The sequence below is a fragment of the Isoptericola jiangsuensis genome, from assembly GCF_048320105.1.
Taxonomy (GTDB): Bacteria; Actinomycetota; Actinomycetes; order Actinomycetales; family Cellulomonadaceae; genus Isoptericola; species Isoptericola jiangsuensis_A.
Map to the genome: position 1 here is coordinate 877,140 of NZ_CP182942.1, position 23,461 is coordinate 900,600.

General features: G+C 73.3%; 22 protein-coding genes and 1 rRNA gene. 3 read left to right on the top strand and 20 right to left on the bottom strand.

The annotated features are described in order from the left end of the window. From ACNHYB_RS04160 to ACNHYB_RS04190, 7 genes are all read right to left on the bottom strand, one after another. Positions 1 to 1,305, bottom strand: a complete 1,305-nt coding sequence (locus tag ACNHYB_RS04160) for a cysteine desulfurase (protein WP_418277118.1) — start codon at positions 1,303 to 1,305, stop codon at positions 1 to 3. A 9-nt stretch (positions 1,306 to 1,314) separates the two neighbouring features. Continuing rightward, positions 1,315 to 2,085 (bottom strand): Fe-S cluster assembly ATPase SufC, encoded by a 771-nt coding sequence (sufC, locus tag ACNHYB_RS04165; protein WP_418277120.1) that lies wholly within the window; start codon positions 2,083 to 2,085, stop codon positions 1,315 to 1,317. Between the two features lie 37 nt (positions 2,086 to 2,122). After that, positions 2,123 to 2,467, bottom strand: a complete 345-nt coding sequence (locus ACNHYB_RS04170; RefSeq protein WP_418277121.1) for a non-heme iron oxygenase ferredoxin subunit — start codon at positions 2,465 to 2,467, stop codon at positions 2,123 to 2,125. 4 nt (positions 2,468 to 2,471) lie between these two features. Further along, positions 2,472 to 3,686 (bottom strand): Fe-S cluster assembly protein SufD, encoded by a 1,215-nt coding sequence (gene sufD, locus ACNHYB_RS04175; RefSeq protein WP_418277122.1) that lies wholly within the window; start codon positions 3,684 to 3,686, stop codon positions 2,472 to 2,474. 1 nt (position 3,687) lies between these two features. Next, a complete protein-coding gene (gene sufB / locus ACNHYB_RS04180; RefSeq protein ID WP_418277123.1) occupies positions 3,688 to 5,154 on the bottom strand; it encodes a Fe-S cluster assembly protein SufB in 1,467 nt (488 codons plus the stop codon). Further along, on the bottom strand, positions 5,039 to 5,914 hold the full coding sequence (locus tag ACNHYB_RS04185; protein ID WP_418277124.1) for a helix-turn-helix transcriptional regulator: 876 nt from the start codon (positions 5,912 to 5,914) through the stop codon (positions 5,039 to 5,041). The genes sufB and ACNHYB_RS04185 overlap by 116 nt, the downstream gene beginning before the upstream one ends. A 210-nt stretch (positions 5,915 to 6,124) precedes the next feature. Next, positions 6,125 to 6,748 (bottom strand): HdeD family acid-resistance protein, encoded by a 624-nt coding sequence (locus tag ACNHYB_RS04190; RefSeq protein WP_418277125.1) that lies wholly within the window; start codon positions 6,746 to 6,748, stop codon positions 6,125 to 6,127. Between the two features lie 37 nt (positions 6,749 to 6,785). Between ACNHYB_RS04190 and ACNHYB_RS04195 the strand changes: the two genes are divergently transcribed. From ACNHYB_RS04195 to ACNHYB_RS04205, 3 genes are all read left to right on the top strand, one after another. Continuing rightward, positions 6,786 to 7,748, top strand: a complete 963-nt coding sequence (locus ACNHYB_RS04195) for an ABC transporter ATP-binding protein (RefSeq protein ID WP_418277126.1) — start codon at positions 6,786 to 6,788, stop codon at positions 7,746 to 7,748. Beyond that, positions 7,745 to 8,509, top strand: coding sequence for an ABC transporter permease (locus tag ACNHYB_RS04200; RefSeq protein ID WP_418277127.1), 765 nt, complete (start codon positions 7,745 to 7,747; stop codon positions 8,507 to 8,509). The genes ACNHYB_RS04195 and ACNHYB_RS04200 overlap by 4 nt, the downstream gene beginning before the upstream one ends. A gap of 66 nt (positions 8,510 to 8,575) precedes the next feature. Continuing rightward, a complete protein-coding gene (locus ACNHYB_RS04205; protein ID WP_418277128.1) occupies positions 8,576 to 9,526 on the top strand; it encodes a COX15/CtaA family protein in 951 nt (316 codons plus the stop codon). A gap of 70 nt (positions 9,527 to 9,596) precedes the next feature. On the opposite strand, the gene ACNHYB_RS04210 is transcribed toward ACNHYB_RS04205, so the two are convergent. The 13 genes from ACNHYB_RS04210 to rrf all read right to left on the bottom strand — a co-directional run bounded on the left by ACNHYB_RS04210 (position 9,597) and on the right by rrf (position 23,370). Next, positions 9,597 to 10,259: an NUDIX domain-containing protein gene (locus ACNHYB_RS04210; RefSeq protein WP_418277129.1), complete on the bottom strand. Its 663-nt coding sequence runs from the start codon at positions 10,257 to 10,259 to the stop codon at positions 9,597 to 9,599. Then, positions 10,256 to 11,944: a CTP synthase gene (locus tag ACNHYB_RS04215; protein ID WP_418277131.1), complete on the bottom strand. Its 1,689-nt coding sequence runs from the start codon at positions 11,942 to 11,944 to the stop codon at positions 10,256 to 10,258. Before ACNHYB_RS04215 ends, ACNHYB_RS04210 begins: the two co-directional genes overlap by 4 nt. Positions 11,945 to 12,093: 149 nt before the next feature. Then, positions 12,094 to 13,767: a murein biosynthesis integral membrane protein MurJ gene (gene murJ, locus ACNHYB_RS04220; protein ID WP_418277132.1), complete on the bottom strand. Its 1,674-nt coding sequence runs from the start codon at positions 13,765 to 13,767 to the stop codon at positions 12,094 to 12,096. After that, positions 13,764 to 14,696 carry a hypothetical protein gene (locus ACNHYB_RS04225; RefSeq protein ID WP_418277990.1) on the bottom strand — a complete coding sequence of 311 codons (933 nt, stop codon included), beginning with the start codon at positions 14,694 to 14,696 and terminating at the stop codon, positions 13,764 to 13,766. Before ACNHYB_RS04225 ends, murJ begins: the two co-directional genes overlap by 4 nt. Next, the gene (locus ACNHYB_RS04230; protein WP_418277134.1) at positions 14,696 to 15,700 is read right to left on the bottom strand and encodes a copper transporter; all 1,005 of its coding nucleotides are present in this window, start codon (positions 15,698 to 15,700) and stop codon (positions 14,696 to 14,698) included. Before ACNHYB_RS04230 ends, ACNHYB_RS04225 begins: the two co-directional genes overlap by 1 nt. A 38-nt stretch (positions 15,701 to 15,738) precedes the next feature. Continuing rightward, complete coding sequence (gene steA / locus ACNHYB_RS04235) at positions 15,739 to 16,932, bottom strand: putative cytokinetic ring protein SteA (RefSeq protein ID WP_418277135.1); 1,194 nt, start codon at positions 16,930 to 16,932, stop codon at positions 15,739 to 15,741. Beyond that, positions 16,929 to 18,647, bottom strand: coding sequence for a DNA repair protein RecN (gene recN / locus ACNHYB_RS04240; protein ID WP_418277136.1), 1,719 nt, complete (start codon positions 18,645 to 18,647; stop codon positions 16,929 to 16,931). The genes steA and recN overlap by 4 nt, the downstream gene beginning before the upstream one ends. Before the next feature lie 2 nt (positions 18,648 to 18,649). Then, on the bottom strand, positions 18,650 to 19,591 hold the full coding sequence (locus ACNHYB_RS04245; protein ID WP_418277137.1) for an NAD kinase: 942 nt from the start codon (positions 19,589 to 19,591) through the stop codon (positions 18,650 to 18,652). Continuing rightward, the gene (locus ACNHYB_RS04250; RefSeq protein ID WP_418277139.1) at positions 19,588 to 20,475 is read right to left on the bottom strand and encodes a TlyA family RNA methyltransferase; all 888 of its coding nucleotides are present in this window, start codon (positions 20,473 to 20,475) and stop codon (positions 19,588 to 19,590) included. Before ACNHYB_RS04250 ends, ACNHYB_RS04245 begins: the two co-directional genes overlap by 4 nt. Next, the gene (locus ACNHYB_RS04255) at positions 20,475 to 20,711 is read right to left on the bottom strand and encodes a hypothetical protein (RefSeq protein ID WP_418277141.1); all 237 of its coding nucleotides are present in this window, start codon (positions 20,709 to 20,711) and stop codon (positions 20,475 to 20,477) included. Before ACNHYB_RS04255 ends, ACNHYB_RS04250 begins: the two co-directional genes overlap by 1 nt. Positions 20,712 to 20,787: 76 nt before the next feature. Further along, positions 20,788 to 21,804 (bottom strand): HAD-IIA family hydrolase, encoded by a 1,017-nt coding sequence (locus tag ACNHYB_RS04260; RefSeq protein WP_418277142.1) that lies wholly within the window; start codon positions 21,802 to 21,804, stop codon positions 20,788 to 20,790. Beyond that, complete coding sequence (locus ACNHYB_RS04265) at positions 21,801 to 22,562, bottom strand: hypothetical protein (RefSeq protein WP_418277143.1); 762 nt, start codon at positions 22,560 to 22,562, stop codon at positions 21,801 to 21,803. The genes ACNHYB_RS04260 and ACNHYB_RS04265 overlap by 4 nt, the downstream gene beginning before the upstream one ends. A 691-nt stretch (positions 22,563 to 23,253) precedes the next feature. Next, positions 23,254 to 23,370 (bottom strand): 5S ribosomal RNA (gene rrf, locus ACNHYB_RS04270). Positions 23,371 to 23,461 lie beyond the last annotated feature (91 nt).

Here is a 23,461-nt window from a genome sequence, read left to right on the forward strand (position 1 = left end):
CTACTCCGCACCGAAGAACGCCCGCACACCGGCCAACGCTTCCCGGAACGCGACGACGTCCTGGACGCTGGTGTACACCGACGCCGACGCCCGCGCGGTGGCGGCGACGCCGAACCGGCGGTGCAGCGGCTGGGCGCAATGGTGCCCGACCCGCACCGCGATGCCGCGGTCGTCGAGCACCTGGGAGACGTCGTGGGCGTGCACCCCGTCGACCACGAAGGAGACGACCGCGACCCGGTCGGCGGTGTCGAGCGGCCCGATCACGCGGACGCCGGGGATCTCGGCGATCCGCAGCAGCTCGGCGGCGATCTCGGTCTCGTGAGCGGCGACCTTGTCCATGCCGAGCTCGTCGAGCCACTGGGCGGCGACCCCCATGCCGACGGCCTGCGCCACCATCTGGGTGCCGGCCTCGAAGCGCTGCGGCGGCGGCGCGTACGTCGTCGCCTCCATCGTGACGACCTCGACCATCGACCCGCCGGTCGTCACCGGCGGCATGGCCTCGAGCAGCTCGCGTCGCCCGTACAGCGCACCGACCCCGGTGGGGCCGACCATCTTGTGCGCGCTGAACGCCGCGAGGTCGACACCGAACTCGTGCAGGTCGACCGGCAGGTGCGGCACGGACTGGCACGCGTCGAGCACGGTGAGCGCCCCGACACGGTGCGCGGCGGCGACGATCCGCTCCACCGGGGCGATCGCGCCGGTCACGTTGGACACGTGGCCGAACGCCACGACCCGGGTCCGGTCGGTGAGGACGTCGTCGAGGGCGTCGACGTCGAGCCGGCCGTCGTCGCCCACGCCGATCCAGCGCAGCACGGCGCCGGTGCGGGCGCACAGCTCCTGCCACGGCACGAGGTTGGCGTGGTGCTCCGCCTCGGTGACGACGATCTCGTCGCCCGGGGCGAGGCGGAACCTGGCGGCCGCCTCTCCCCCGCGACCGGCCGTCGCGTTGGCCAGCGCGTAGGCCACGAGGTTGATGGCCGCCGTGGCCCCGGACGTCCAGACGATCTCGCCGACGTCGGCGCCGACGAACGCGGCGACCGCGGCGCGGGCCTGCTCGAACGCCTCGGTCGCCTCCTCGGCGAGCTGGTGCGCGCCGCGGTGCACGGCGGCGTTGCGCTGCTCGTAGAAGTCGACCTCGGCCTCCAGGACCACGTTCGGCTTCTGCGACGTGGCGGCGGAGTCGAGGTACACCAGCGGGCGGCCGCCCCGCACCGTGCGCTCCAGCAGCGGGAAGTCCGCCCGGATCGCGGCGAGCTCACGCGCGGTGAAGCTCTGCGCCGGGCGCACGGTGTCGGTGGCGGTCATCGCAGGTCCTCAGGCGGACGCGGGGGTACCGGTGGTGAGGAAGCGGTCGTAGCCCTCGGCCTCGAGACGCTCGGCGAGCTCGGGGCCACCCTCCTCGGCGATCCGGCCGTCGACGAAGACGTGCACGAAGTCGGGCTGGATGTAGCGCAGGATGCGCGTGTAGTGCGTGATGAGCAGCACGCCGACGTCGGTGGTCTCCTTGGCGCGGTTCACGCCCTCGGAGACGATGCGCAGCGCGTCGACGTCGAGACCCGAGTCGGTCTCGTCGAGGATCGCGAAGTGCGGCTTGAAGAGCTCCATCTGGAGGATCTCGTGGCGCTTCTTCTCACCGCCGGAGAAGCCCTCGTTGACGGAGCGCTCGGCGAAGGCCGGGTCCATGCGGAGGTTCTCCATCGCGCCCTTGACCTCCTTGCCCCACGTGCGCAGGGCGGGGGCCTCGCCCGCGATGGCGGTCTTGGCGGTCCGCAGGAAGTTCGCCACGGACACGCCGGGGACCTCCACCGGGTACTGCATGGCCAGGAAGAGGCCGGCCCGCGCGCGCTCGTCGACGCTCATCGCGAGCACGTCCTCGCCGTCCAGCGTGACGGTGCCGGAGGTCACCTCGTACTTGGGGTGGCCGGCGAGCGCCGAGGCGAGCGTGGACTTGCCCGAGCCGTTCGGGCCCATGATGGCGTGCGTCTCACCGGACTTGATGGTCAGGTCGACACCGCGCAGGATCGGCTTGGGGCCTTCCTTGGTCTCGACGCTGACGTGCAGGTCGCGGATCTCCAGGGTGGACATCAGGTGGTTCTCCAGGTCTGTTCGTGAAAGTGGGGGTTCAGGACGCGACGGCGACCGGTGCGTCGACGTCGACCAGGACGTTGCCGTCCTCGACGCTCACCGGGTAGACGGGCACCGGCTGGACGGCCGGGAGCTGCAGCGGCCGACCGGTGCGCAGGTCGAACTGGGACCCGTGCAGCCAGCACTCCACCAGGCAGCCCTCGACCTCGCCGTCGGACAGCGACACCGCTCCGTGGGAGCAGATGTCGCTGATCGCGTGGAAGTCGCCGTCGGCGTCGCGTACGACCGCGACCGGGACCGTGCCGGAGGTGCCGTCGAGCTCGACGAGCAAGGCCTCCTCGGGTCCCAGGTCGTCGGTCGTGCAGGCGATCTGCTTGCTCATGCGTTCACTCCGCGGCGGGGACGCCGGTGATGACGCTCATCGACTTCTCCAGCTCCGCCTCGATGGAGGCCAGCAGGCGCTCCTCGACGGAGGCGACACCGATCTCGTCGATCAGCTCGGCGAAGAAGCCGCGCACCACCAGGCGGCGGGCGTCCGACTCGGGGATGCCGCGGGCCATGAGGTAGAACAGCTGCTCGTCGTCGAACCGACCGGTGGCGGACGCGTGACCGGCGCCGTCGATCTCGCCGGTCTCGATCTCCAGGTTCGGCACGGAGTCGGCGCGCGCACCCTCGGTGAGGACGAGGTTGCGGTTGAGCTCGTAGGTGTCGGTGCCCTCGGCCTCGGCCTGGATGAGCACGTCACCGACCCAGACCGTGTGCGCGCCGGCACCCTGCAGGGCGCCCTTGTAGGTGACGCGCGACTTGCAGCGCGGCACGGCGTGGTCGACGAAGAGGCGGTGCTCCTGGTGCTGGTCGGCGTCCGCGAAGTACAGCCCGACCATCTCGACCTCGCCGCCCTCGGCGGAGAACGTCGAGTCCGGCGTGATGCGCACGACGTCGCCGCCGAACGTCACCACGACATGCTTGAGCTTGGCGTCGCGCCCGATGACGGCCCGGTGCGACGAGGCGTGCACGGCACCCTCGGCCCAGTCCTGCACGGACACCACGGTCAGCTGCGCACCGTCGCCGACGACGATCTCGACGGTCTGGTTGAGCAGCGCGAGGCCGCGGTGGTCCACGACGACCACGGCCTCGGAGTGCCGCTCGGCCTCGATGACCAGGTGGCTGGCGGTGGCGTCCTGGGAGGTGCCGTCGACGCGCACCGAGGTGACGTCGGAGGCGACGGCCTCGGCAGGCACCCTCACGACCGTGGCCTCGGCCACGGCGTTCCAGGCGGCGACCGCGGTGCGGTCGCCCGGCTTGCCGGCCCGGCCGAGGCGGGCGTCGCCGGCGGCGACGGTCTCGACCTCGACCTCTGGGGCGGGGTCGACCGTGACGGTCACCCCGTCCGCCGCGAGCTCCTCGGCGAACAGCGGCTGCAGGCGCGCCACCGGGGAGAAGCGCCACTCCTCCTCACGGCCCGACGGGACGGGGATGTCCGCCAGGTCGAAGGAGGTGACGCGCTCCGCGCGGGAGCCGGCCGGGACCACGCCGTGGGAGTGCGCGCCGTCGGCGACGGCGCGCGAGTGGTCCGTGGTGAGATCTGTTGTTGCGGTCATTTCAGCCGACGGACCCTTCCATCTGCAGCTCGATGAGGCGGTTGAGCTCGAGCGCGTACTCCATGGGCAGCTCGCGCGCGATGGGCTCGACGAACCCGCGCACGATCATGGCCATGGCCTCGGTCTCGTCCATGCCTCGGGACATGAGGTAGAACAGCTGGTCCGCGCTCACCTTGGACACCGTCGCCTCGTGCCCCATGGACACGTCGTCCTCGCGGACGTCGACGTACGGGTAGGTGTCGGACCGGGAGATCTGGTCGACCAGGAGTGCGTCGCACAGGACGTTGGAGGCCGAGGCCGTGGCGCCCTCGAGCACCTGGACCAGGCCGCGGTACGACGTGCGACCGCCACCGCGGGCGACGGACTTGGACACGATCGAGCTCGACGTGCGCGGAGCGGCGTGCACCATCTTGGCGCCGGCGTCCTGGTGCTGGCCCTCGCCGGCGAAGGCGATGGACAGCGTCTCGCCGCGGGCGTGCTCCCCCAGCAGGTAGATCGCCGGGTACTTCATGGTGACCTTGGAGCCGATGTTGCCGTCGACCCACTCCATGGTGGCGCCGGCCTCGGCCGTGGCGCGCTTGGTCACCAGGTTGTACACGTTGTTCGACCAGTTCTGGATGGTCGTGTAGCGCACGCGGGCGTTCTTCTTGACGACGATCTCCACGACGGCGCTGTGCAGCGAGTCCGAGGTGTAGATCGGCGCGGTGCAGCCCTCGACGTAGTGCACGTAGGAGCCCTCGTCGGCGATGATCAGCGTCCGCTCGAACTGGCCCATGTTCTCGGTGTTGATCCGGAAGTAGGCCTGCAGCGGGATCTCGACGTGCACGCCCGGGGGGACGTACACGAACGAGCCGCCGGACCACACGGCCGAGTTGAGCGCGGAGAACTTGTTGTCGCCCGCCGGGATGACGGTGCCGAAGTACTCGGCGAACAGCTCGGGGTAGTCGCGCAGGCCGGTGTCGGTGTCGACGAAGATGACGCCCTGCTCCTCCAGGTCCTCGCGGATCTGGTGGTAGACGACCTCGGACTCGTACTGGGCCGCCACGCCGGCGACGAGGCGCTGCTTCTCCGCCTCGGGGATGCCGAGCCGGTCGTAGGTCGCCTTGATATCCTCGGGCAGGTCCTCCCAGCTGGTGGCCTGCTTCTCGGTGGACCGCACGAAGTACTTGATCGAGTCGAAGTTGATGCCGGTGAGGTCCGCGCCCCAGCCGGGCATCGGCTTCTTGTCGAACAGGCGCAGCGCCTTCAGGCGCGCCTTGAGCATCCACTCGGGCTCGTTCTTGAGCGTGGAGATGTTCTTGACGACGTCCTCGTTGAGGCCGCGCTGGGCGGACTCGCCGGCGACGTCGCTGTCACGCCAGCCGTACTCGTAGGCGCCGATCGAGGCGATGATCTCCTCGTCGGAGGGCTTGTCGGTGCTCTGCGACAGCGCCGCCTGGGCGGCGGCGTCCTGGGTCGGAGCGCTCATCGTGATCCTTCCTGCGTGCCGCGCGAGCGGCCGGCGGGGGTGGGGGAGCAAGCGGGACGTTGGTGACGCAGGCGTGCGCTCCGCCTGCGAGGGTGGCCAGTCGTTGGACGTGGGTGCCGAGCAGCTCCGAGAAGGCCCGCGCCTCGGCCTCGCACAGCTCGGGGAAGTCCTCGGCGGCGTGCTGGACGGGACAGTGGCCCTGGCAGAGCTGGACGACGGGGACCTGCGGCCCGACGACGGGTCGCACGGAGGCGGCGTAGCCGTCCGACGCGAGGAGACCGGCGAGCTGCTCGGCCCGCTCGCGAGGGTCGTGGGCGGTGAGTCGCGGGGCGTACCGGCGCACGACGGCGTCGTTGCGCTCGGCCGCGAACGCGGCGACCGCCTCGTCACCGGCGGTGCGCCGCAGGAACCGCATGGCCTGGGTGGCCAGCTCGACGTCCTCGGCGCCGAGCTCGGCCTGGCCGGCCGTGCTGACGACGTACCGGCGTGCCGGGCGGCCGCGGCGGGCCGCGCCGGCGGCGGGGCCGGCGTCGTGCACCGTCACGGTGCCCTCGTTCTCGAGGCAGCCGAGGTGCCGGCGCACGGCCGCCGAGGTCAGGCCGAGGGTGGCGGCGAGGTCCGCGGCCGTCACCGGGCCCTCGGTGGCGACGAGACCGAGCACCCGACGGCGCGTGCCGTCGAGGTCCGCCCCGGCGGCGACCGCACCGGGTGCGGGCACGGCGGGAGAGGGAACCGCGACGGGCGCTGGTGCTGTCGTCACGTGCTCACCTCCCGGTCCGTCGCCGGGCGCTCATCGCCCGGACAGCCTCGTCTATTACAGAACATCCTTGTTGCGTAATGGAGGATGTCAAGCAAGGCATGCCTCACCGAACCCGCGGAACTCCTGGTCCCGGGCCCGGGTGCGACGCACGTCACACAGGTTTCACCAGCCGGTCACGGAGACGTCATCCCTCGACGTCATCAATCGACGTCATCCCTCGATGACCTCGCCCTCGATCACGTCGTGGTCGTCGCCGGGCCCGGCCTGCTGGGCGAGCTTGCGCATCCGCAGGCCGAGCGTCACGAGCATCACCCCGATGGCGATCGCGAAGATCCCCACCACCACGGACATGAACTCGATCGCGTCGCTGGGCCGCACGAAGCAGACGATCGCGAGCGCCACGAAGATCAGCCCGGAGACGAGACCCCAGACCCAGGACCCGCCCCCGCGCGACCGCAGCGCGATCGCGCCGAAGATCTGCAGCAGCCCGAACAGCAGCGCCCAGATCGCGATGAGGGCCAGGAAGAGGGTCAGCGTGACCTGCGGCAGGAACAGCATGACGACGCCGAAGATGATCGCGACGACGCCGATCCCGGTGCTCACCGAACCCGCCTGGGTCCCCTTGCGCCGCAGTCCGTCGATCAGGCTGACGAGGCCGTCGACGATGACGAACGCCCCGAAGACCTGGACCAGCACGCCCGGCGTCTTGTCCGGCAGGAACACCGCCAGCAGTCCGAAGACCACGGCGAGCAGCCCCCGCACGACGGGCCAGTACCAGATGCGCCGCGCCAGCTGGGCGAGATCGGCAGGCTGGGCGAACGTGTAGAAGGTCATGGTCTCTCCGCTCTCCTCGACTCCGTAGAATCCTCGGGTGCCCACCACCGATCCGCCACTCGGCGTTGCCGTCGTCGTGCGATCGCTGCGCAAGACCTACGACGGGCGCCACGTGGTGGACGGCCTCGATCTGCAGGCTACCGCCGGAGCGGTCACGGCGGTGCTCGGGCCCAACGGCGCCGGCAAGACCACCACGGTCGAGTGCTGCGAGGGCCTGCGAGCGCCCGACGGCGGCTCGGTGCGCGTCCTCGGGCTCGACCCGGTCGCCGACGCCGTCGAGCTGCGCCCCCGGGTCGGGGTGATGCTGCAGGACGGCGGTCTGCCGACCGGCGTGCGCGCGCTGGAGATGCTGCGTCACGTCGCGGCGATGTACGCGGCACCCCGGGACGTCGGCGAGCTGGCGGCACGCCTCGGGCTCGACTCGTTCGCCCGCACCACGGTGCGCCGCCTCTCCGGCGGTCAGCGGCAGCGCCTCGCCCTGGCCGCCGCGGTCGTGGGCCGGCCGGAGGTCGTCTTCCTCGACGAGCCGAGCGCGGGCATGGACCCGCAGTCCCGGCACGCGGTGTGGGACCTGGTGCGCGAGCTGCGCGACGAGGGCGTCGCCGTCGTGCTGACCACGCACCTGATGGACGAGGCCGAGGACCTCGCCGACCTGGTGCACGTCGTGGACCACGGACGTGTCATCGCCAGCGGGTCGGTGCCCGAGCTGCTGGCCACCGCCGTCGACGGCCCCGGACCGACCCTGCACCTGGAGGCCCGAGCGGGGCTGGACACCGCCGCGCTGGCGGGACACCTCGCGGCCGCGCTGCCCGACGGTGACTGGGCCGTGACCGAGCGGGACCCCGGGGCCTACCAGGTCGCGGGGGACGCGTCGCCCGCCGCCGTCGCCGCGGTCGCCGGCTGGCTGGCCGAGAAGGACGTGCTCGCGCGCCGACTGTCCGTGGGCCGACGCACCCTCGAGGACGTCTTCCTCGACCTCACAGGACGGCAGCTCCGATGACGACCACCCCCACCGCCGGTGCCGCACCGGCCCGACGTCGCATCGCGGCGCAGGCGTCGTTCGAGACGCGCGCGATCCTGCGCAACGGCGAACAGCTCCTGGTGACCGTCGTGGTGCCCGTCCTGCTGCTCGTCGGCCTGGTGCGCACCTCCCTCGTCGAGCTCGACACGCACGGCACGACCCGGGTGGACTTCGTGACCCCCGGGATCCTCGCGCTGGCCTGCGTCACCACGGCGTTCACGTCGCAGTCGATCGCCACCGCGTTCGACCGGCGCAACGGGGTCCTGCGCCTGCTGGCGACGACGCCGCTGGGACGCGGCGGGCTGCTCGCGGGCAAGATCCTCGGGGTGCTCGCCGTGGAGGTCGTGCAGGTCGTGGTGATCGCCGTCGTCGCGCTCACGCTCGGCTGGTCCCCGCACCTGCCCGGGATCCTGCCCGCCGTCGGGCTGGTGCTGCTCGGCACCGCGGCGTTCACCGCCCTCGCCCTGCTCCTGGCCGGGACGCTGCGCGCCGAGGGCGTGCTCGCCGTCGCCAACCTCGTGCTCGTGCTGCTCGTCGTCGGTGGCGGCCTCATCGTGCCTCCCTCGGAGCTGCCGGGAGCGATGGCGCACGTCGCGGCGTTCCTCCCCTCCGGGGCGCTCGGGGAGGGCCTGCGCGGGGCGCTGCTCGGGACGGGTGTGCCCCCGCTGAGCATCATGGTGCTGCTCGCCTGGACCGCCGCCTTCGGGGCCGGGGCCGGGCGGCTCTTCCGCTGGCACTGACGAATCTCACACGGTGACGCCGCTCCCGTGTCACGTCGTCGTACCGACGCCGACTACCGTGGTGGCGTGAGCACCCCCACGTCCTCGACCGTCGGTGAGCGTCGAGACCTCCTCGGCCCGGTGCGCGGCTGGACCCGCGGCATCCTGATCGCCAACGTGATCGCCCAGATCGCGATCATCGTCACCGGTGGCGCCGTCCGCCTGACCGACTCCGGGCTGGGCTGCTCCACGTGGCCGCACTGCGAACCGGGCAGCTTCACCCCGGTGCTGCACGAGGCGACCTCCTTCCACCCCTACGTGGAGTTCGGCAACCGGCTCATGACCTTCGTGGTCGGCATCGTGGCCCTGGCCGTCCTGCTGCTCGTGTGGACCGACCGCCGCCGCTCCCCGGAATACCGCGTGCTGGGGTTCATCCCGCTGGCAGGAGTGGCGGCCCAGGCCCTCATCGGCGGCGTCGTCGTGCTGCTCGAGCTGCACCCCGGCTGGGTGTCCCTGCACTTCGGGGTGTCCGCCTCGCTGGTGTGGTTCAGCGCGTACCTGCTCCACCGCCACGGTGAGGGCGACGGCCCCCCGCGACCGGTCGGGCCCCGCCTGCTCACCTGGGCCGGGCGCGCGCTCACGGTCCTCATGGCCGCGGTGGTCGTCCTGGGCGTCCTGGTCACGGGCGCCGGCCCGCACTCCGGTGACGACGAGGTCGGCTACCGCCTCGCCCTCGATCCCCTGACGGTCACCCGGACGCACTCGGCCACCGTCTGGCTCTTCGTGGCCACCCTCGTCGCCGTCCTGGTGATGCTGCACCGGCTCCCGGGCCGCGCGGGTGCCGACGTCGACGGCCTGGCCCGAGCCCGACGGGCCGCCTGGCTGCTGCTCGCCGTCTCGCTCGGCCAGGGCCTGGTGGGCTACGTCCAGTACTTCACCGGCCTGCCCGAGATCCTCGTCGGTGCGCACATGCTCGGCGCCGGCCTGCTGGTGTGGGCGACGGCGAACACGGTGCTCCGCCTGCGCACCCGCGCCTGAGAGCTCCGCCGCCCCGGCAGGCCGGACCGCATGCGCAGGCCTGCCGGGCTGCATGCCCGGTGGGGGCCGGTCAGGTGGGCAGCGTGCCTCGCCGGTAGGGCCACGGAGCGTCCACGGCGCGCAACGAGGCCCATCCCCCGGCCCGGCTCGCGGCAGCGGCAAGGATGCCGACGACGGCGGACGGGTTGTGCAGCTCGCCCGCCAGCGCCAGGGCGACCGCCTCGTCCAGCGCCACCCAGCGGGTGACGATCTCGGCCTCCTCGCCAGACCGCTCGTGCCGCTCGCCCTCGGGCACCGCAGCGACGTCGCGGGCGACGAAGACGCGCAGCGCCTCGTTGCTCGCTCCGGGCGTCGTCGCGAAGTCGACCAGGACGTCCCAGCGTGCGGCCGTCAGGTCCGCCTCCTCGGCGAGCTCCCGCGCGGCCGCGTCGACGGCGGGCTCGCCGACGACGTCGAGCAGCCCGGCGGGGATCTCCCACATGCGTGCGCGCACGGCATGGCGGTACTGCCGCAGCATCAGCACCCGGTCCTCGTCGTCGAGCACGACGACGGCCACGGCCCCCGGGTGGTCGAGGTACTCGCGCGACACGGTGCCCGCGTCGCCGAGGTCGACCCGGTCGCGCACCAGGTCGAAGATCGCGCCGCGGTGCAGGACCTCGTGCGCGGCGACCGGGCGCGGGTCGACGACGTCGCCGACCGCGCCCGTGGACCCGACCGTGGGCTCGGGGGTCACGCCCCGACGCCCTGACGCACCAGCGCCGCGGCGACCAGTCCCTTGAAGAGCGGGTGCGAACCCGTCGGCCGGGACATGAACTCCGGGTGCGCCTGCGTGCTCACGTAGTACGGGTGGACGTCGGCCGGGAGCTCGACGAATTCGACGAGGTCACCGTCCGGGGACGTGCCGCAGATGCGCAGCCCGGCGTCCTCGAGGCGCTCGCGGTACTGGTTGTTCACCTCGTAGCGGTGCCGGTGCCGCTCCGTGGCCTCGGTGCTGCCGTAGGCCTTCGCCACGACGGAACCCTCGGTGAGGGTCGCCACGTAGGCACCCAGCCGCATCGTGCCGCCGAGGTCGCCGTCGCCGCCCACGATCGCGAGCTGCTCGGCCATCGTGGCGATGACGGGGTTGGCCGAGTCCGCGTCGAACTCGGTCGAGGACGCGTCCGCGAGCCCGAGCACGTTGCGCGCGTACTCGATGACCATCGACTGCAGCCCCAGGCAGATACCGAGCGTGGGGACCAGGTTCTCGCGTGCCCAGCGCAGCGCGCCGACCTTGCCGTCGATCCCCCGCACGCCGAAGCCGCCCGGCACGAGGATCGCGTCCACGCCGTTCAGCGCCTCCTGCGCCCCGGCGGGCGTGCTGCAGTCGTCGGCCGCGACCCAGCGGATCGCGACCCGCGTGTCGTTGTCGAAACCGCCGGCGCGCAGCGCCTCGGTCACCGACAGGTAGGCGTCCGGAAGGTCGATGTACTTGCCCACCAGCGCGATCTCGACGTTGTGCTCCGGCTCGTGCACGCGCTCGAGCAGCCGCGTCCAACCACCCCACTCGACGTCGTGGAAGGGCAGGTCGAGGCGACGCACCACGTAGGCGTCCAGGCCCTCGGAGTGCAGGACGCGGGGGATGTCGTAGATGCTCGGGGCGTCAGCGGCGTTGACGACGGCCTCGTTGTCGACGTCGCACATCAGGGCGATCTTGCGCTTGATGCCCTCGGGGACCACGCGGTCCGAACGCAGCACGATGGCGTCCGGCTGGATGCCGATCGAGCGCAGGGCGGCGACCGAGTGCTGGGTCGGCTTGGTCTTGAGCTCCCCCGACGGGCCGATGTACGGCACGAGGGAGACGTGCAGGAAGAAGCAGTCGTCGCGGCCGAGCTCGTGGCGCACCTGGCGCGCCGCCTCGAGGAACGGCTGGGACTCGATGTCACCCACCGTGCCGCCGATCTCGGTGATGATGACGTCGACCTCGGGGCCGGCCTGGTCGCGCATCCGCGACTTGATCTCGTCGGTGATGTGCGGGATGACCTGCACCGTGTCTCCGAGGTACTCGCCGCGCCGCTCCTTGGCGATCACGCGGGAGTACACCTGACCGGTGGTGACGTTCGACGAGGCGGGCAGCTCCACGTCGAGGAAGCGTTCGTAGTGGCCGATGTCCAGGTCGGTCTCGGCGCCGTCGGACGTGACGAACACCTCGCCGTGCTGGAACGGGTTCATGGTGCCCGGGTCCACGTTGAGGTACGGGTCGAGCTTCTGCATCGTGACCCGCAGGCCGCGCGAGCGCAGCAGGCGCCCGAGGGAGGACGCTGTGAGTCCCTTGCCGAGCGAGGAGGCCACACCGCCCGTCACGAAGATGTGGCGCGTCTGGTGCGTCGCACCGGCGCGGCTGGAGGAGCGGGACGAGGTTCGAATCTGGGTGTCAGCCACGGAACTCCATGCTATCCGAGAGATGGCCCGGAGGCGTCACGGAGTCGACGCGCCGCACCGTGCTCTCGCCCACAGCCCCCGCGCCCACGGCTGCTGCTCCCGCTCACCGGCGCGGTCATCACGGCGCTCGTCGCCCGTGGTCGGTGCGGTCAGCGACGCGCGAGGCGTCGCCCCAGCCCCACGATCCTCCCCCGCACCGCGGCGTCGGCGAGCGCTGCCGCGACGAGCACGACCACCGCCGCCACCAGGCCGGCGAGCAGGCCGAGGCCGACGTCCTGCACGACCGCTCCGACGCCGGCCGACGTCGTCTCGGCCGTCGAGCGGTCCGGGGCCGGGAACACCAGGCGCCCGAGCCAGGAACCGGCGACCCCCGCGACCACGGCCACCGCCAGCGTCCGCCACACACCGGCCAGCGAGCCGGCGCCGAGCCGCAGCCGCACCGCCACGAGCAGCGCCACGCCGGCCACGGTCATCCCGACCGTGGTGGCACCGCCCAGCCAGGCGAGCACGTGCTCCTGGGAGCTCCCGCCCGGTTCCTGCCCGGCGAACACCAGCACCGCCGCCCCGGCGCCCAGGGCGACCACGAGCCACCCCGACGCCGTGGCCAGGACCGCCGCACGCCCCGCGTCGACGGCGTACAGCACCCTCGAGAGCTGCAGGATGAGGGCGTAGCCGAGCAGGCCCGGCGCCATCCAGGCGAGCGCACCGGCGAGCCCGTCGGCGTCCCCCGCCGCCGTTCCTGCCGCCACGACGGCGTCGAACACGTTCTCCACGAAGGGCGCCGCGGCGACCAGCGCCGCCGCACCCAGCGCCGCGACGACGACCAGCACGCGGGTGGTGGCCGACACCAGTCGAGCCAGGTCGTCGTGGCGGCGCTCGGCCGCCAGCTCGGAGAACCGGGGGAACGCGCTCGTCGCGATGGGGAAGGCGAGGACGGCGTAGGGCAGGAAGTACACCTGCTGCGCCCACAGGAAGATCGTCCAGGCGCCCGCCCCGCCCGCCTCGTTCGCGCTCACCATCGTCACCAGCAGGGCCAGCTGCTGGGCCACGAGCGCGCCGATACCGGCGAACGCGAGCCGGGCGGCCCGTCGCCCCTCGCCGTCCGGGAAGCGCAGCGTCGGACGCAGCCGCAGCCCGGTGCGTGCCACGGGCCACACGAGCGGCAGCGCGAGGAACGCGACCCCCGCCGTCGTCCCCCACGCCAGCCAGCCGAGCGCCTGCGACGTCAGCTCGGCGACGTCCTGCTGGTGACCGTCGGCGAGCGTGCCGAACCGTGCGTACACCCCGATGACGACCAGGCTCGACACGAGCGGGGAGAACGCCGGCCAGAAGAACTTCTTGTGGGCCTGCAGGATGCCGCCCAGGACCACGGCGATGCCGTAGAGGGGCACCTGGACCGCGAACACCCTGAGGAAGTCGGCGGCGACCTCCACGTGGACGGGGTCGTCGAGCCCGAGCATCCGCGAGATCGGGTCCGCGAGGAGCGCCATCGCGCCGCCGAGCGGCAGCAGGACCACGAGGGTCCAGCCGAGCAGCGCCGACGCCGTCCTGGAGGCCTTCTCCCGGTCCCCGCGCACGAGGTAGCCCGACAGGAGCGGCACGACCGCACCGGCCAGAGCGCCGCCCGCCGCGACCTCGAAGAGCACGTTCGGCAGGAGGTTCGCCGCGTTGAAGGGCGCGTCGACGCCCCCGGTCCCCAGGAAGCTCGCCTGGGCGAGCCACCGTCCGAACCCGACGACCCGGCTGGCCAGGGTGACCACCGTGATCAGCAGGGCCGCCCCGGCGATCGTGGTGGCGGCCTGCCGCCCGCCCGGGACGCTCACCCCGTCGCGCCTTCGGACCCCACCTGCGTCCCCGCCTCGGGCCCCTCGGCCGCCGACGCCGCGGCCGACGACACGGCCTGCTCCGGCGCGGGCGAGGCGGGACGGCGACCGACCTGGTCGAGCCGTCGAAGCCACGAGGTGCGCTCCACGACGGCCGAGAAGCTGACCCTCTCGGAGGCGAGGGTGAGGCCGACGACGCCCGCGAGGGCGGCGGCACGCAACGGCCGCGGCGCACCGAAGGCCCAGCGGCTCCCGACGAACGCCCCGACGGCGTTGGCGCCGCCGTCGCCGAGCATGTCGCGCTCGGCGAGGTCGCCCGGCGCGGCGGCCAGAGCCGTCCCCAGCAGCGCACCGGTGCCGCCCCCGCCCTGGGTGGTCGCGGCGGGCAGCGTCAGCAGGGCCGCAGCCTTCAGCGCGCGTCCCGGCCGCAGGTCGAGCAGGTTCAGCAGGTTCGCCGTCCCGGCCAGCAACGCACCGTTGACGACGACGTCCACGGCGTGCGCCGCCGCTCCGCCACGTCGGGGCGTCCCGACCGCGGCGGCGAGCATCGAGCTCGCACCGATGCCCACCACCTTCAGGCCGCCCGTCGTCAGCTCACCACGGGCCAGCGCGCCCAGGTGCCCCCGCAGGCCCTTCGTCCGGGTAGAGGTGTCCTCGGCGAGGTCGTCGACCACGCCGAAGGCTCCCGCACCCACCGTGGCGATCACGGTGGCGCAGCGTACCCGGGCGGAACCGCCGCTGACGGCCGTGCCGGCCACCAGGCCGAGCGCCACGGCCGGGCCCTCGAGCATCGACACCGGTTCCCCCCGATGGTTCGTCCGGGTCCACCGGTCCGCTCCCCCGGGCTGCGTCGCACCGAGGGCGCGCCGGACCAGGGTCGTCGCCGCAGCGGCGACCGCGCCGGCGCCGACGAGCCGCCCGACGCCCATCACGAACCGTCCTCGGGTGCGTCGGCGTCGACGCTGCCGGGGAGGTCGTCGGGCAGCTCGACGGCGGGCGGCACCACGATCGCGTCGTCCTCGAACCCGTACTGCCCGACCTCGCCGGCGAGCTGCGCCGCGAGCGCCAACGGCACGTCGAGCCGCAGGACCTCCTGCTCGAGCCCGCTGACCGTGCTCAGCCGTTCCAGCACCTGGTCGTCCGCGCGCAGCTCGCCGACCAGGTCGGCGTCCGTCGTCGTCGGCCCCGCCACCACGACGGTCCCTGCGGCCTCCTGGACGGCGAGCACAGCACCGACCGTGTCGACGTCCTCCGGCATCTCCGAGGCGTCGGCGGACTCCGAGGCCGAGCCCTGCGAACCGGTCGAGAGCAGCAGGACCGCGTCGGCCGGGGCCGCCGGGGCGAACCTCGACTCCACGAGTCCGACCTGGCTGAGGAGCTGGTACAGGCCGACGGCCCGCTCGCTGCGCTCCTCGGGATCGCCGGCGGCAGGCTCCGTCAGGGACAGGCCCAGCACGGTGCCCAGCACCTCGGCCGTCGAGGCCTCGTCGTCGACCAGGTCCCCCAGCTGACCCCGCTGCCCGTCGGAGACCGTGCCGCGCAGGACGGCGTCCTCGGCCGAGCTCCAGGCACCGGTCATCGACGCCTGCGTGACGATGCGCGCACCCGCGGCCTCGAGCTGGTTGACGACCTCGACCTCGAGCGTGTCGGAGATCCCGTCGACGTCGACGACCGCGACGCGCACGTCCTGCAGCGAACCGTCGACGAGCTCGGCCCCGGCCGCGAGCGCGAACGCGCTCTGCTGGTCCAGGGACGACTCGGTCTCGCCGAGGGTGTCGCGCAGCTCGGTGCGCTCCGCGCGCAGGGCGTTGACCTGGTCGGTGAGCTGGTCGCCGATGGCGTTCTGCAGCGGGCCGGCACCGAGGATGATGCCGACCGCGAGCGCCAGGAAGACGGAGATCAGCGAGACGAGGTGGTAGCGGAAGTCGATCACGGGTGAGGGGTGCTCCTTGGTTCCGGTACGTGGGTGGCTCAGCCTCCGAAGAGGCCGCCGATCCACGAGACGATGTCGTCGATCTGCGCACCGACCAGGCCGAACGCGGTCTGCCCGGCGGACGTCGACCACAGGGCTGCGGCGACCGCCGCCACGCCCGCGGCGGACAGCAGGGTGAGCTGGAGGTTCGAGATCCGGGTGCGGTAGAGCCGGGACACGCCCTTGGCGTCCACGAGCTTTCCGCCGACCCGGAGCCTGGTGAGGAAGGTGCTGGCCATGCCGGCACGGCCCTTGTCGAGGAACTCGACCAGGGTCGCGTGCGTGCCGACGGCGACGATCAGCTCGGCGTCCTTGTCGTCGGCGAGCAGCATCGCGATGTCCTCGCTGGTCCCGGTCGCCGGGAACAGCACCGGCTCGACGCCGAGCGCGCGGACCCGCTCGAGCCCGGGAGCGTTGCCGTCCCGGTAGGCGTGCACCACGATCTCCGCGCCGCAGGCCAGCGCCTTGTCGGTCACGGAGTCCATGTCACCGACGATCATGTCGGGTCGCAGCCCGGCGTCCAGGATCGCGTCCGCCCCGCCGTCGACTCCGACGAGCACGGGCCGGTTCTCGGCGATGTACGGGCGCAGCATCGCGAGGTCCTCGCGGTAGTGGTAGCCGCGGACCACGATGAGGACGTGACGCCCTTCGAAGACCGTGCGCACGTCGGGGACGCCGACGCCGTCGAGCAGCAGCTCGCGCTCCTTGCGCAGGTAGGACAGCGTGTTCTCCGCGAAACGCTCGATCTCGTCGGAGAGCCCCTCGCGCGCCTCGGCCATGGCGACCGCGACCGTCTCGGGGGTCTGGCGGGTCCCCGCGTCGTACGTCGTGCCGTCGACGCGCACGGAGCTGCCGTCGATGTGCACGGGGGCGCCGTCGGTGACCGCCATGATCTCCGGCCCGATGCCGTCGACGAGCACGATCCCGGCCTGCAGCAGGATGTCCGGCCCGGCGTTGGGGTAGCGGCCCGTCGTCGACGGCGCCGCGTTGAGGACCGCGGACGGTGCGGCGGCGACCAGCGCCTCCGCCGCCACGCGGTCGATGTCGGCATGGTCGATGACGGCGACGTCACCAGGCTTCAACCGCTTGGTGAGGTCCTTCGTGCGCGTGCCGACGCGCGCCGGCCCGTCGGGATCAGGCACGACGTCGCTGGTGTCGGGGCCGCGATCGGCCCGGCGGAGGCTCAGTCTCATCGGCCCCATGGTCCCACGGCGGAGGACTCCAGAAGTTCGAGGGCGTGCTGACGCGCCGTCTCGGAGTCGTCCTGGCCGGACAGCATCCTGGCCAGCTCTCGCACACGGTCCTCGTCGGTGACCTTCTCCACACCGGTGACGGTCGTGCCGGCGTCCGCAGCGGTCGACTTGGCGACGACCAGGTGGGTGTCGGCGAAGGCCGCCACCTGCGCCAGGTGGGTGACCACCACGACCTGCGTGCGTCGGGCGAGCGCGGCCAGACGCCTGCCCACCTCGACGGCTGCCCGGCCGCCGACCCCGGCGTCGACCTCGTCGAAGACGAAGGTGGGCAGCACCGCGTCGGCGTCCTCGCCGGCCGTGGCGAGCGCCACCTCCACGGCGAGCATCACCCGGGACAGCTCTCCCCCGGAGGCGCCCTTGCCGAGGGGGCGTGCGGGCGAGCCCGGATGGGGCTGCAGGAGGAAGGCGACCTGGTCGGCGCCGTGCGGGCCGGGCTCGCCCGGCGACACCTCGACCTCGAGGCGCGCACCCCGCATCGCCAGCCCGTCCAGCTCGGCGGTGACCGCCTCGGCGAGGCGGACGGCGGCGTCGCGACGGGCGTCCCCGATCCTGCCTGCGAGGTCCGCCACGAGGTCGTCGAGCTCCGCGACGCGGGCGCGCAGCCCCTCGACGCGCTCACCGCCGTCGTCCAGGTCGAGAAGTCGCAGCCCGGCGTCGGACGCCCAGGCGAGGACGTCGTCGATCGTGCTGCCGTAGCTGCGGGTCAGCGAACCCAGGTCGGCGAGACGGGCGTGCGCCGTCTCCAGCGCGGCCGGGTCGGCCTGCAGGTCCGCGACGTACGACGACAGCTCGGTGGCGACGTCACCGAGGACGTACCCGGCCTCGGTCAGGCGCCGCACCTGGTCGGCCAGTGCGGGGTCGTCCCCGGCCACGGCCTCCAGGGCACGCCGGGCACGTTCGACGGCGTGCACCGCCGAACCCTCGACCTCGGTGTCGTCCCCGGCGACGGCGTCGTGGGCGAGCTGGGCACCCTGACGCAGCTCCTCGACGTTCCCGAGCCGTGTCGTCAGCGTGGTGAGGTCCGCGTCCTCCCCCGGCTGCGGGTCCAGGCGTTCGATCTCGGCGATCCCGAGCCGCAGCAGCTCGGCCTCGCGGGCGCGCTCCGCGGCCCGCGACGTCAGGTCGTCGATCTCGGACTGCAGGCCGGCCCGCTCGGCCCAGGCCGCACGGTGCTCGGCCAGGGTGGCTGCGTGCGCCGCGCCGGCGAACCGGTCGAGGGCCTCGCGCTGCTTGCTCGGCGTGCGCAGACGGAGCTGGTCGGACTGGCCGTGCACGGTGACGAGCTCGTCGGCGATCTCCGCCAGGACCGTCTGCGGCACACCCCGGCCGCCGAGGTGCGCGCGCGACCGGCCCGCCGCGACCGTGCGCAGCACGACGACGGTGCCGTCGTCGTCCACCTCGCCCCCGGCCTCGTCCACCCGCTCGGTGGCGTGCGGGTGGCGGCGCAGGTCGAGCCGGCCCTCGACGACGGCGCGGTCGGCCCCCGGGCGCACACCGGCCGGGTCCGCCCGGCCACCCATGAGCAGGCCGAGCCCGGTCAGCAGCATCGTCTTGCCCGCCCCGGTCTCCCCGGTGATGACCGTCAGTCCGGCCGACAGAGGCACCCGTGCCGAACGGATCACCCCCAGGTCGGAGATCGCGATCTCCTCGAGCACGCTCAACCCTCCGTCCGGGTTCGTTCTGTCCCGGCGACCCGGCGGGCCGCCGCCTCGTCCGCCGCCTCGCGCCAGCCGATCACCGGCAGGGAGAACTTGGACACCAGCCGATCCGTGAACGGCGCCGTCGCGAGCCGGGCGAACCGCAGCGGCACCTCGCCCCGGCGCACCCGCACCTTCGAGCCGAGGGGCAGCTCGATGCTGCGCCGTCCGTCACAGGTGAGCACGCCGGGCATCGCACTGCGGTCCAGCACCTGGATCGTGTACTCCGAGGTCGGGCCGATCACCAGGGGGCGGGCGAACAGCGCGTGCGCCGACAACGGCACGAGCAGCACGGCGTCGACGTCGGGCCACATGACCGGCCCGCCCGCCGAGAACGCGTGCGCCGTCGAACCCGTGGCCGTGGAGACCACCACCCCGTCGCAGCCGAACGAGCTGAGAGGTCGGCCGTCCACGGCGATCCCGACCTCCAGCATCCTCTCCCGCGACGCCTTCTCGACCGTCGCCTCGTTGAGCGCCCACCCGGTGACGGGCTCGCTCTCGCCGGGCCGTTCGACGACGACGTCGACGACCCGACGCTCCTCGACCGCGTACTCGCGCGCGGCGACACGACGGACGGCGTCGTGCAGGTTCTCCCGCTCCGACTCGGCCAGGAAGCCCACGTGCCCCAGGTTGACCCCCAGGAGCGGCACGTCGGTGCCGTGCGTCAGCTCGGCGGCACGCAGGATCGTGCCGTCCCCGCCGAGCACCATGACCACCTCGCACTCGGCCACGCCCTCGCGCGCCCGCACGACGGAGGCGGGATCCCCGAACTCCTCGGCCAGGTCGTCGTCGTGCAGCGTCACCTCGAAACCGGCAGCCTCCAGCTCGGCGACCGCCTCGGTCATGGCGGCCACCGCCTGCGCACGTCCACCGTGCGTGACGATGAGAACTCGTCGGGTCATGAAGTACCTTCCTGTCGCCGGGGGGCGACCGTGATGACCGGCGGGGTCCCGTCGGTCCGCCACTCGACGGCGGCCTCGGCAGCCCGGGCCACCTCCTCGGTGTCGACCTCGACGGCACCTGCGGCGCGCTCGAACCAGCAGAAGTACTCGTGGTTGCCGCTCGGTCCCGGCACGGGACTGGGGACGACGGCGCGGGCACCGAAGCCCGCTGCCGCGGCCTGGAGGGTGACGTCCACGACCGAACCGGCGCGCAGCGCCGGGTCACGCACCACACCGCCGCGACCCAGCCGTTCGCGACCGACCTCGAACTGCGGCTTGACCAGCAGCAGCACCGTCGCGCCGGGGGCGGTCACCCCCGCCACGGCACCCACCACCAGCCGCAAGGAGATGAAGGACAGGTCACCCACCACGACGTCCGGGGGGCCCTCGAGGTCCGACGGCGTGAGGTCGCGGACGTTGAAACCCTCCACGACGGCGACCCGGTCGTCGTGGCGCAGCCGGTCGACGAGCTGGTCGTGACCGACGTCCAGGGCGGTGACCCGTGCGGCGCCCCGTCGCAGCAGCACGTCGGTGAAGCCGCCGGTGGAGGCGCCCAGGTCGAGGCAGCGTGCGCCCTCGATCCTGCGCGTCACCGCACGACCGGCCGCGTCGGCGTCCAGGGCGTCGAGGGCTCCGGCGAGCTTGCCACCGGCACGCGAGGCGTAGCCGGGGTCGTCAGGGTCGGGCGCGACGACGAGCTCGGCGGTGACGGGCACCTGCGCGGAAGCCTTGGCCACCAGGACGCCGTCGGCCCGCACCCTGCCCTCGACCACGAGCGCGCTCGCATGGCGGCGCGACCTGGCCAGGCCGCGCCGGACGAGCTCGGCGTCGGCACGATCCGGCATCAGCGCTCCGTCCTGCCGCCCGGCGCGCCGACGTCAGGCGTCCCGGCGTCCTGCCGGCCGTGGTCCGGCTCCTCGTCCAGTCGGGCCCGCAGCCGTCGCTCCACGTCGGCGAACCGTCCGACGTGCTCGGAGACAGGAACGTCGCCCAGGTCGCGGACGGGCGCGAGGACGTCGTCCGGTCCGGCCGTCTCGACGGTCGGTTCCGGCGTCCCCTCCTGCTGCGCGTCCTGCGACATCTCGGCTCCCTCGGTAGTTCCGGGACAACGCTACCGCCTGCCCGTGGACCGACCGTGCGTGACGCACGGAGCCGGTTCAGGCGCTCAGGTCCGCCACGCCCTGCGGCGCCGGGCCGCTGCCGGCGTCGGCCGCCGCCCAGGCGGCCGCGCAGGCGGCACGGACGACGTCGATGCCCTGCGGACCCTGCCGGTCGACCTCCAGCCCGTCCCCGACGACCCGCGCCGCCCGGTCCCCGCACCGCCACCAACCGCCGTCGGCCCGCTGCGGGGCAGGGTGCGGCTCGAGCAGCGCCCTCAGGTCAGCACCCAGGTAGCTCGGACGCAGCCCCGGCGGCGCGAGCACCGCGTCCCTCGCCGACGACACCCCGGTCAGCACGTGCAGCCCGGGATATCCGCCGGAGCGCGCCCCGGCGAGGTCGGTGTCGAGCCGGTCCCCGATCACGAGCGGACGGCGGGCGTCGAGGCGATCGACGGCCATCCGGTACATGGTCGGTGACGGTTTCCCGGCGCTGTCCGGCTCGACCCCCGTCGCGGACACGACCGCGGCGACCAACGAGCCGTTGCCGGGCGCGAAGCCCCGTGCGGTCGGCAGGGACAGGTCGCGGTTGCTCGCCACGTGCCAGGCACCGCCCGCGACGGCGTAGGCCGCCTCCGCCAGGTCGCCCCAGCCCAGGTCGGGAGAGAACCCCTGTGCGACGGCGTCGGGGGCGTCGTCCGCGCTCCGGACGACGACGAACCCCGCACGCTCGACCGCGGTGACGAGGCCCTTGCCGCCGACGACCAGCACCTTGGCACCGGGCTCGAGCCGCGTGGCCAGCAGGGCGGCGCACGCCTGTGCCGCCGTCATCACCTCGTCCGGCGACGTCGGGATGTCCAGCCCGCTGAGCTGGGCAGCGACGTCCTCGGGCTCACGGGAGGCGTTGTTGGTGACGAACACCAGGCGCATGCCACCGTCCCGTGCGGCGCCGAGACTCGACGCCGCGTGGTCGATGGGCAGATGACCCTGGTATGCCACCCCGTCGAGGTCGACGAGTGCCACGTCGTGCGTCTGCGCCAACGGCGCCTCGCTCCCGACGAGCGTGGCAGCGCTCACGACCGGCCCTCGGCGTCCGACGGCGACGAGCCGGCCTCGTGGGTCGGTGCGCTGCCCTCGTCCAGCTCGTCCCCGACGGAGTCGTCATAGACGTCGAACACCACGACGTCCTCGTCGTCCTCCGGGGCGCCCCCCAGCCGTGCGAGCACGGCGGGATCCACCCTCGACAGGAGCTCCGCGGCCTCGCGCTCCCGGCCGGCGGCCTCCAGGGCCAGGGACTTGGCCTGAAGCACCCGCACTCCGAGATCCCCGCTGCGCTCGGCCACGGGGATCCTGTCCAGGACCGCCAGGGCCGCGTCGTGCTCGCCGAGGTCGCTGCGGGCACCGCTGACCACGATCGCGAGCTCGGTGCGGCCGTCCGCGTCGAGCGTGGCGGCCTCCTCGCTCGCAGCGAGGGCGATCGCACGCTCCGGTCGGCCGAGCCCGCGCTCGGCGTCGGCCATCAGGGGCAGGTGCTCGGAGGATCCGTTGAGCCGGCGCACGGTCCGCAGCTCTCGCAGCGCCTCGGCGTAGCGCCCGGTGCGGTAGGCGGCGATCCCGGCGGCCTCACGGACGACGTCGATCCGCCCGCCGCGGCTCACCGCAGCCTGTGCGTGCAGGTAGGCGGTCTCCGGGTCGACGTCGAGCAGTCGTCCGGCCATGACCAGGTGCGCGCCCACCCACTGCGCGTTCTCCTTGCTGAGACCGCGCAGGCGGGCTCGCGCCGGGCCGTCGAGCTGTCGGAAGTCCACGTCCTCGGGAAGCTCCGGGCCCTCCACCCGCGGCGGTCCCTGACGGTCGACGCGGGGGCCACGGGAGTCGGGCTGGTCGCGACGCGGCGTGCGTCCACGTTCACCACCGTGCTGACGTCCCTCCCCGCCGCGGCCGGCGCCCCCGGTGGGACGCCCCGGCCGGCCTGCGGAACCACGGCTCTCGCCACGTCGGTCGTCGCGGTCCGCACGCCACGGCTGGCGTTCCCCTTCGCGCGGCCCACGCCGGTCGCCGCCGCCGGATGAGGGGCGCCCGGTCCGTGCACCGTCGTCGGTGCGGCGCGGCTCCGGACCACCTTCCCGGCGAGGAGCGCCGGTCCCCCGGCCTGCACCGGGACCCCGACGCGGGCCGTCTCTGCGGTCTCCCCGGGGAGCCTCGTCGCGACGCGGTTCACCGTCGCGAGATCCGCCCTGTCGCGCGTCGCGCCGGTACGAACCGTCACGTCCGCCCTGCTGCTGACGGCGACGGTCGTCGCCCTTCTCGGGGCGATCGTCACGAGGTGTGTCGTTCACTGAGGTCCTCTCGATTCGGGTCCGACGCCCGATTCTCCCACGCACGCCCCGGGCATCGCGAAGGATCGCGTCCGGACCGGCTGTGTGATGCGTCGCCGAAGCCGGCACACGGGTCTGCTGAACGGGCAGGTTGGTGAATGCAGCAAGGCCCCCCAACCGGTGGTTGGGGGGCCTTGTTGTGAATGGTGTCCGGCGGCGTCCTACTCTCCCACCCCGTCTCCAGGGCAGTACCATCGGCGCTGAAGGGCTAAGCTTCCGGGTTCGGTATGGGACCGGGCGTTTCCCCTTCGCTGTGACCGCCGTAACGTTGTCGAGTTGTTCGGGTTTCCCCCCTTGTTGTGGTGGCTGGTGGCTGGTGTCAACGGGTGTGTTGACGGCCTGGCCGGCCTGGGGGG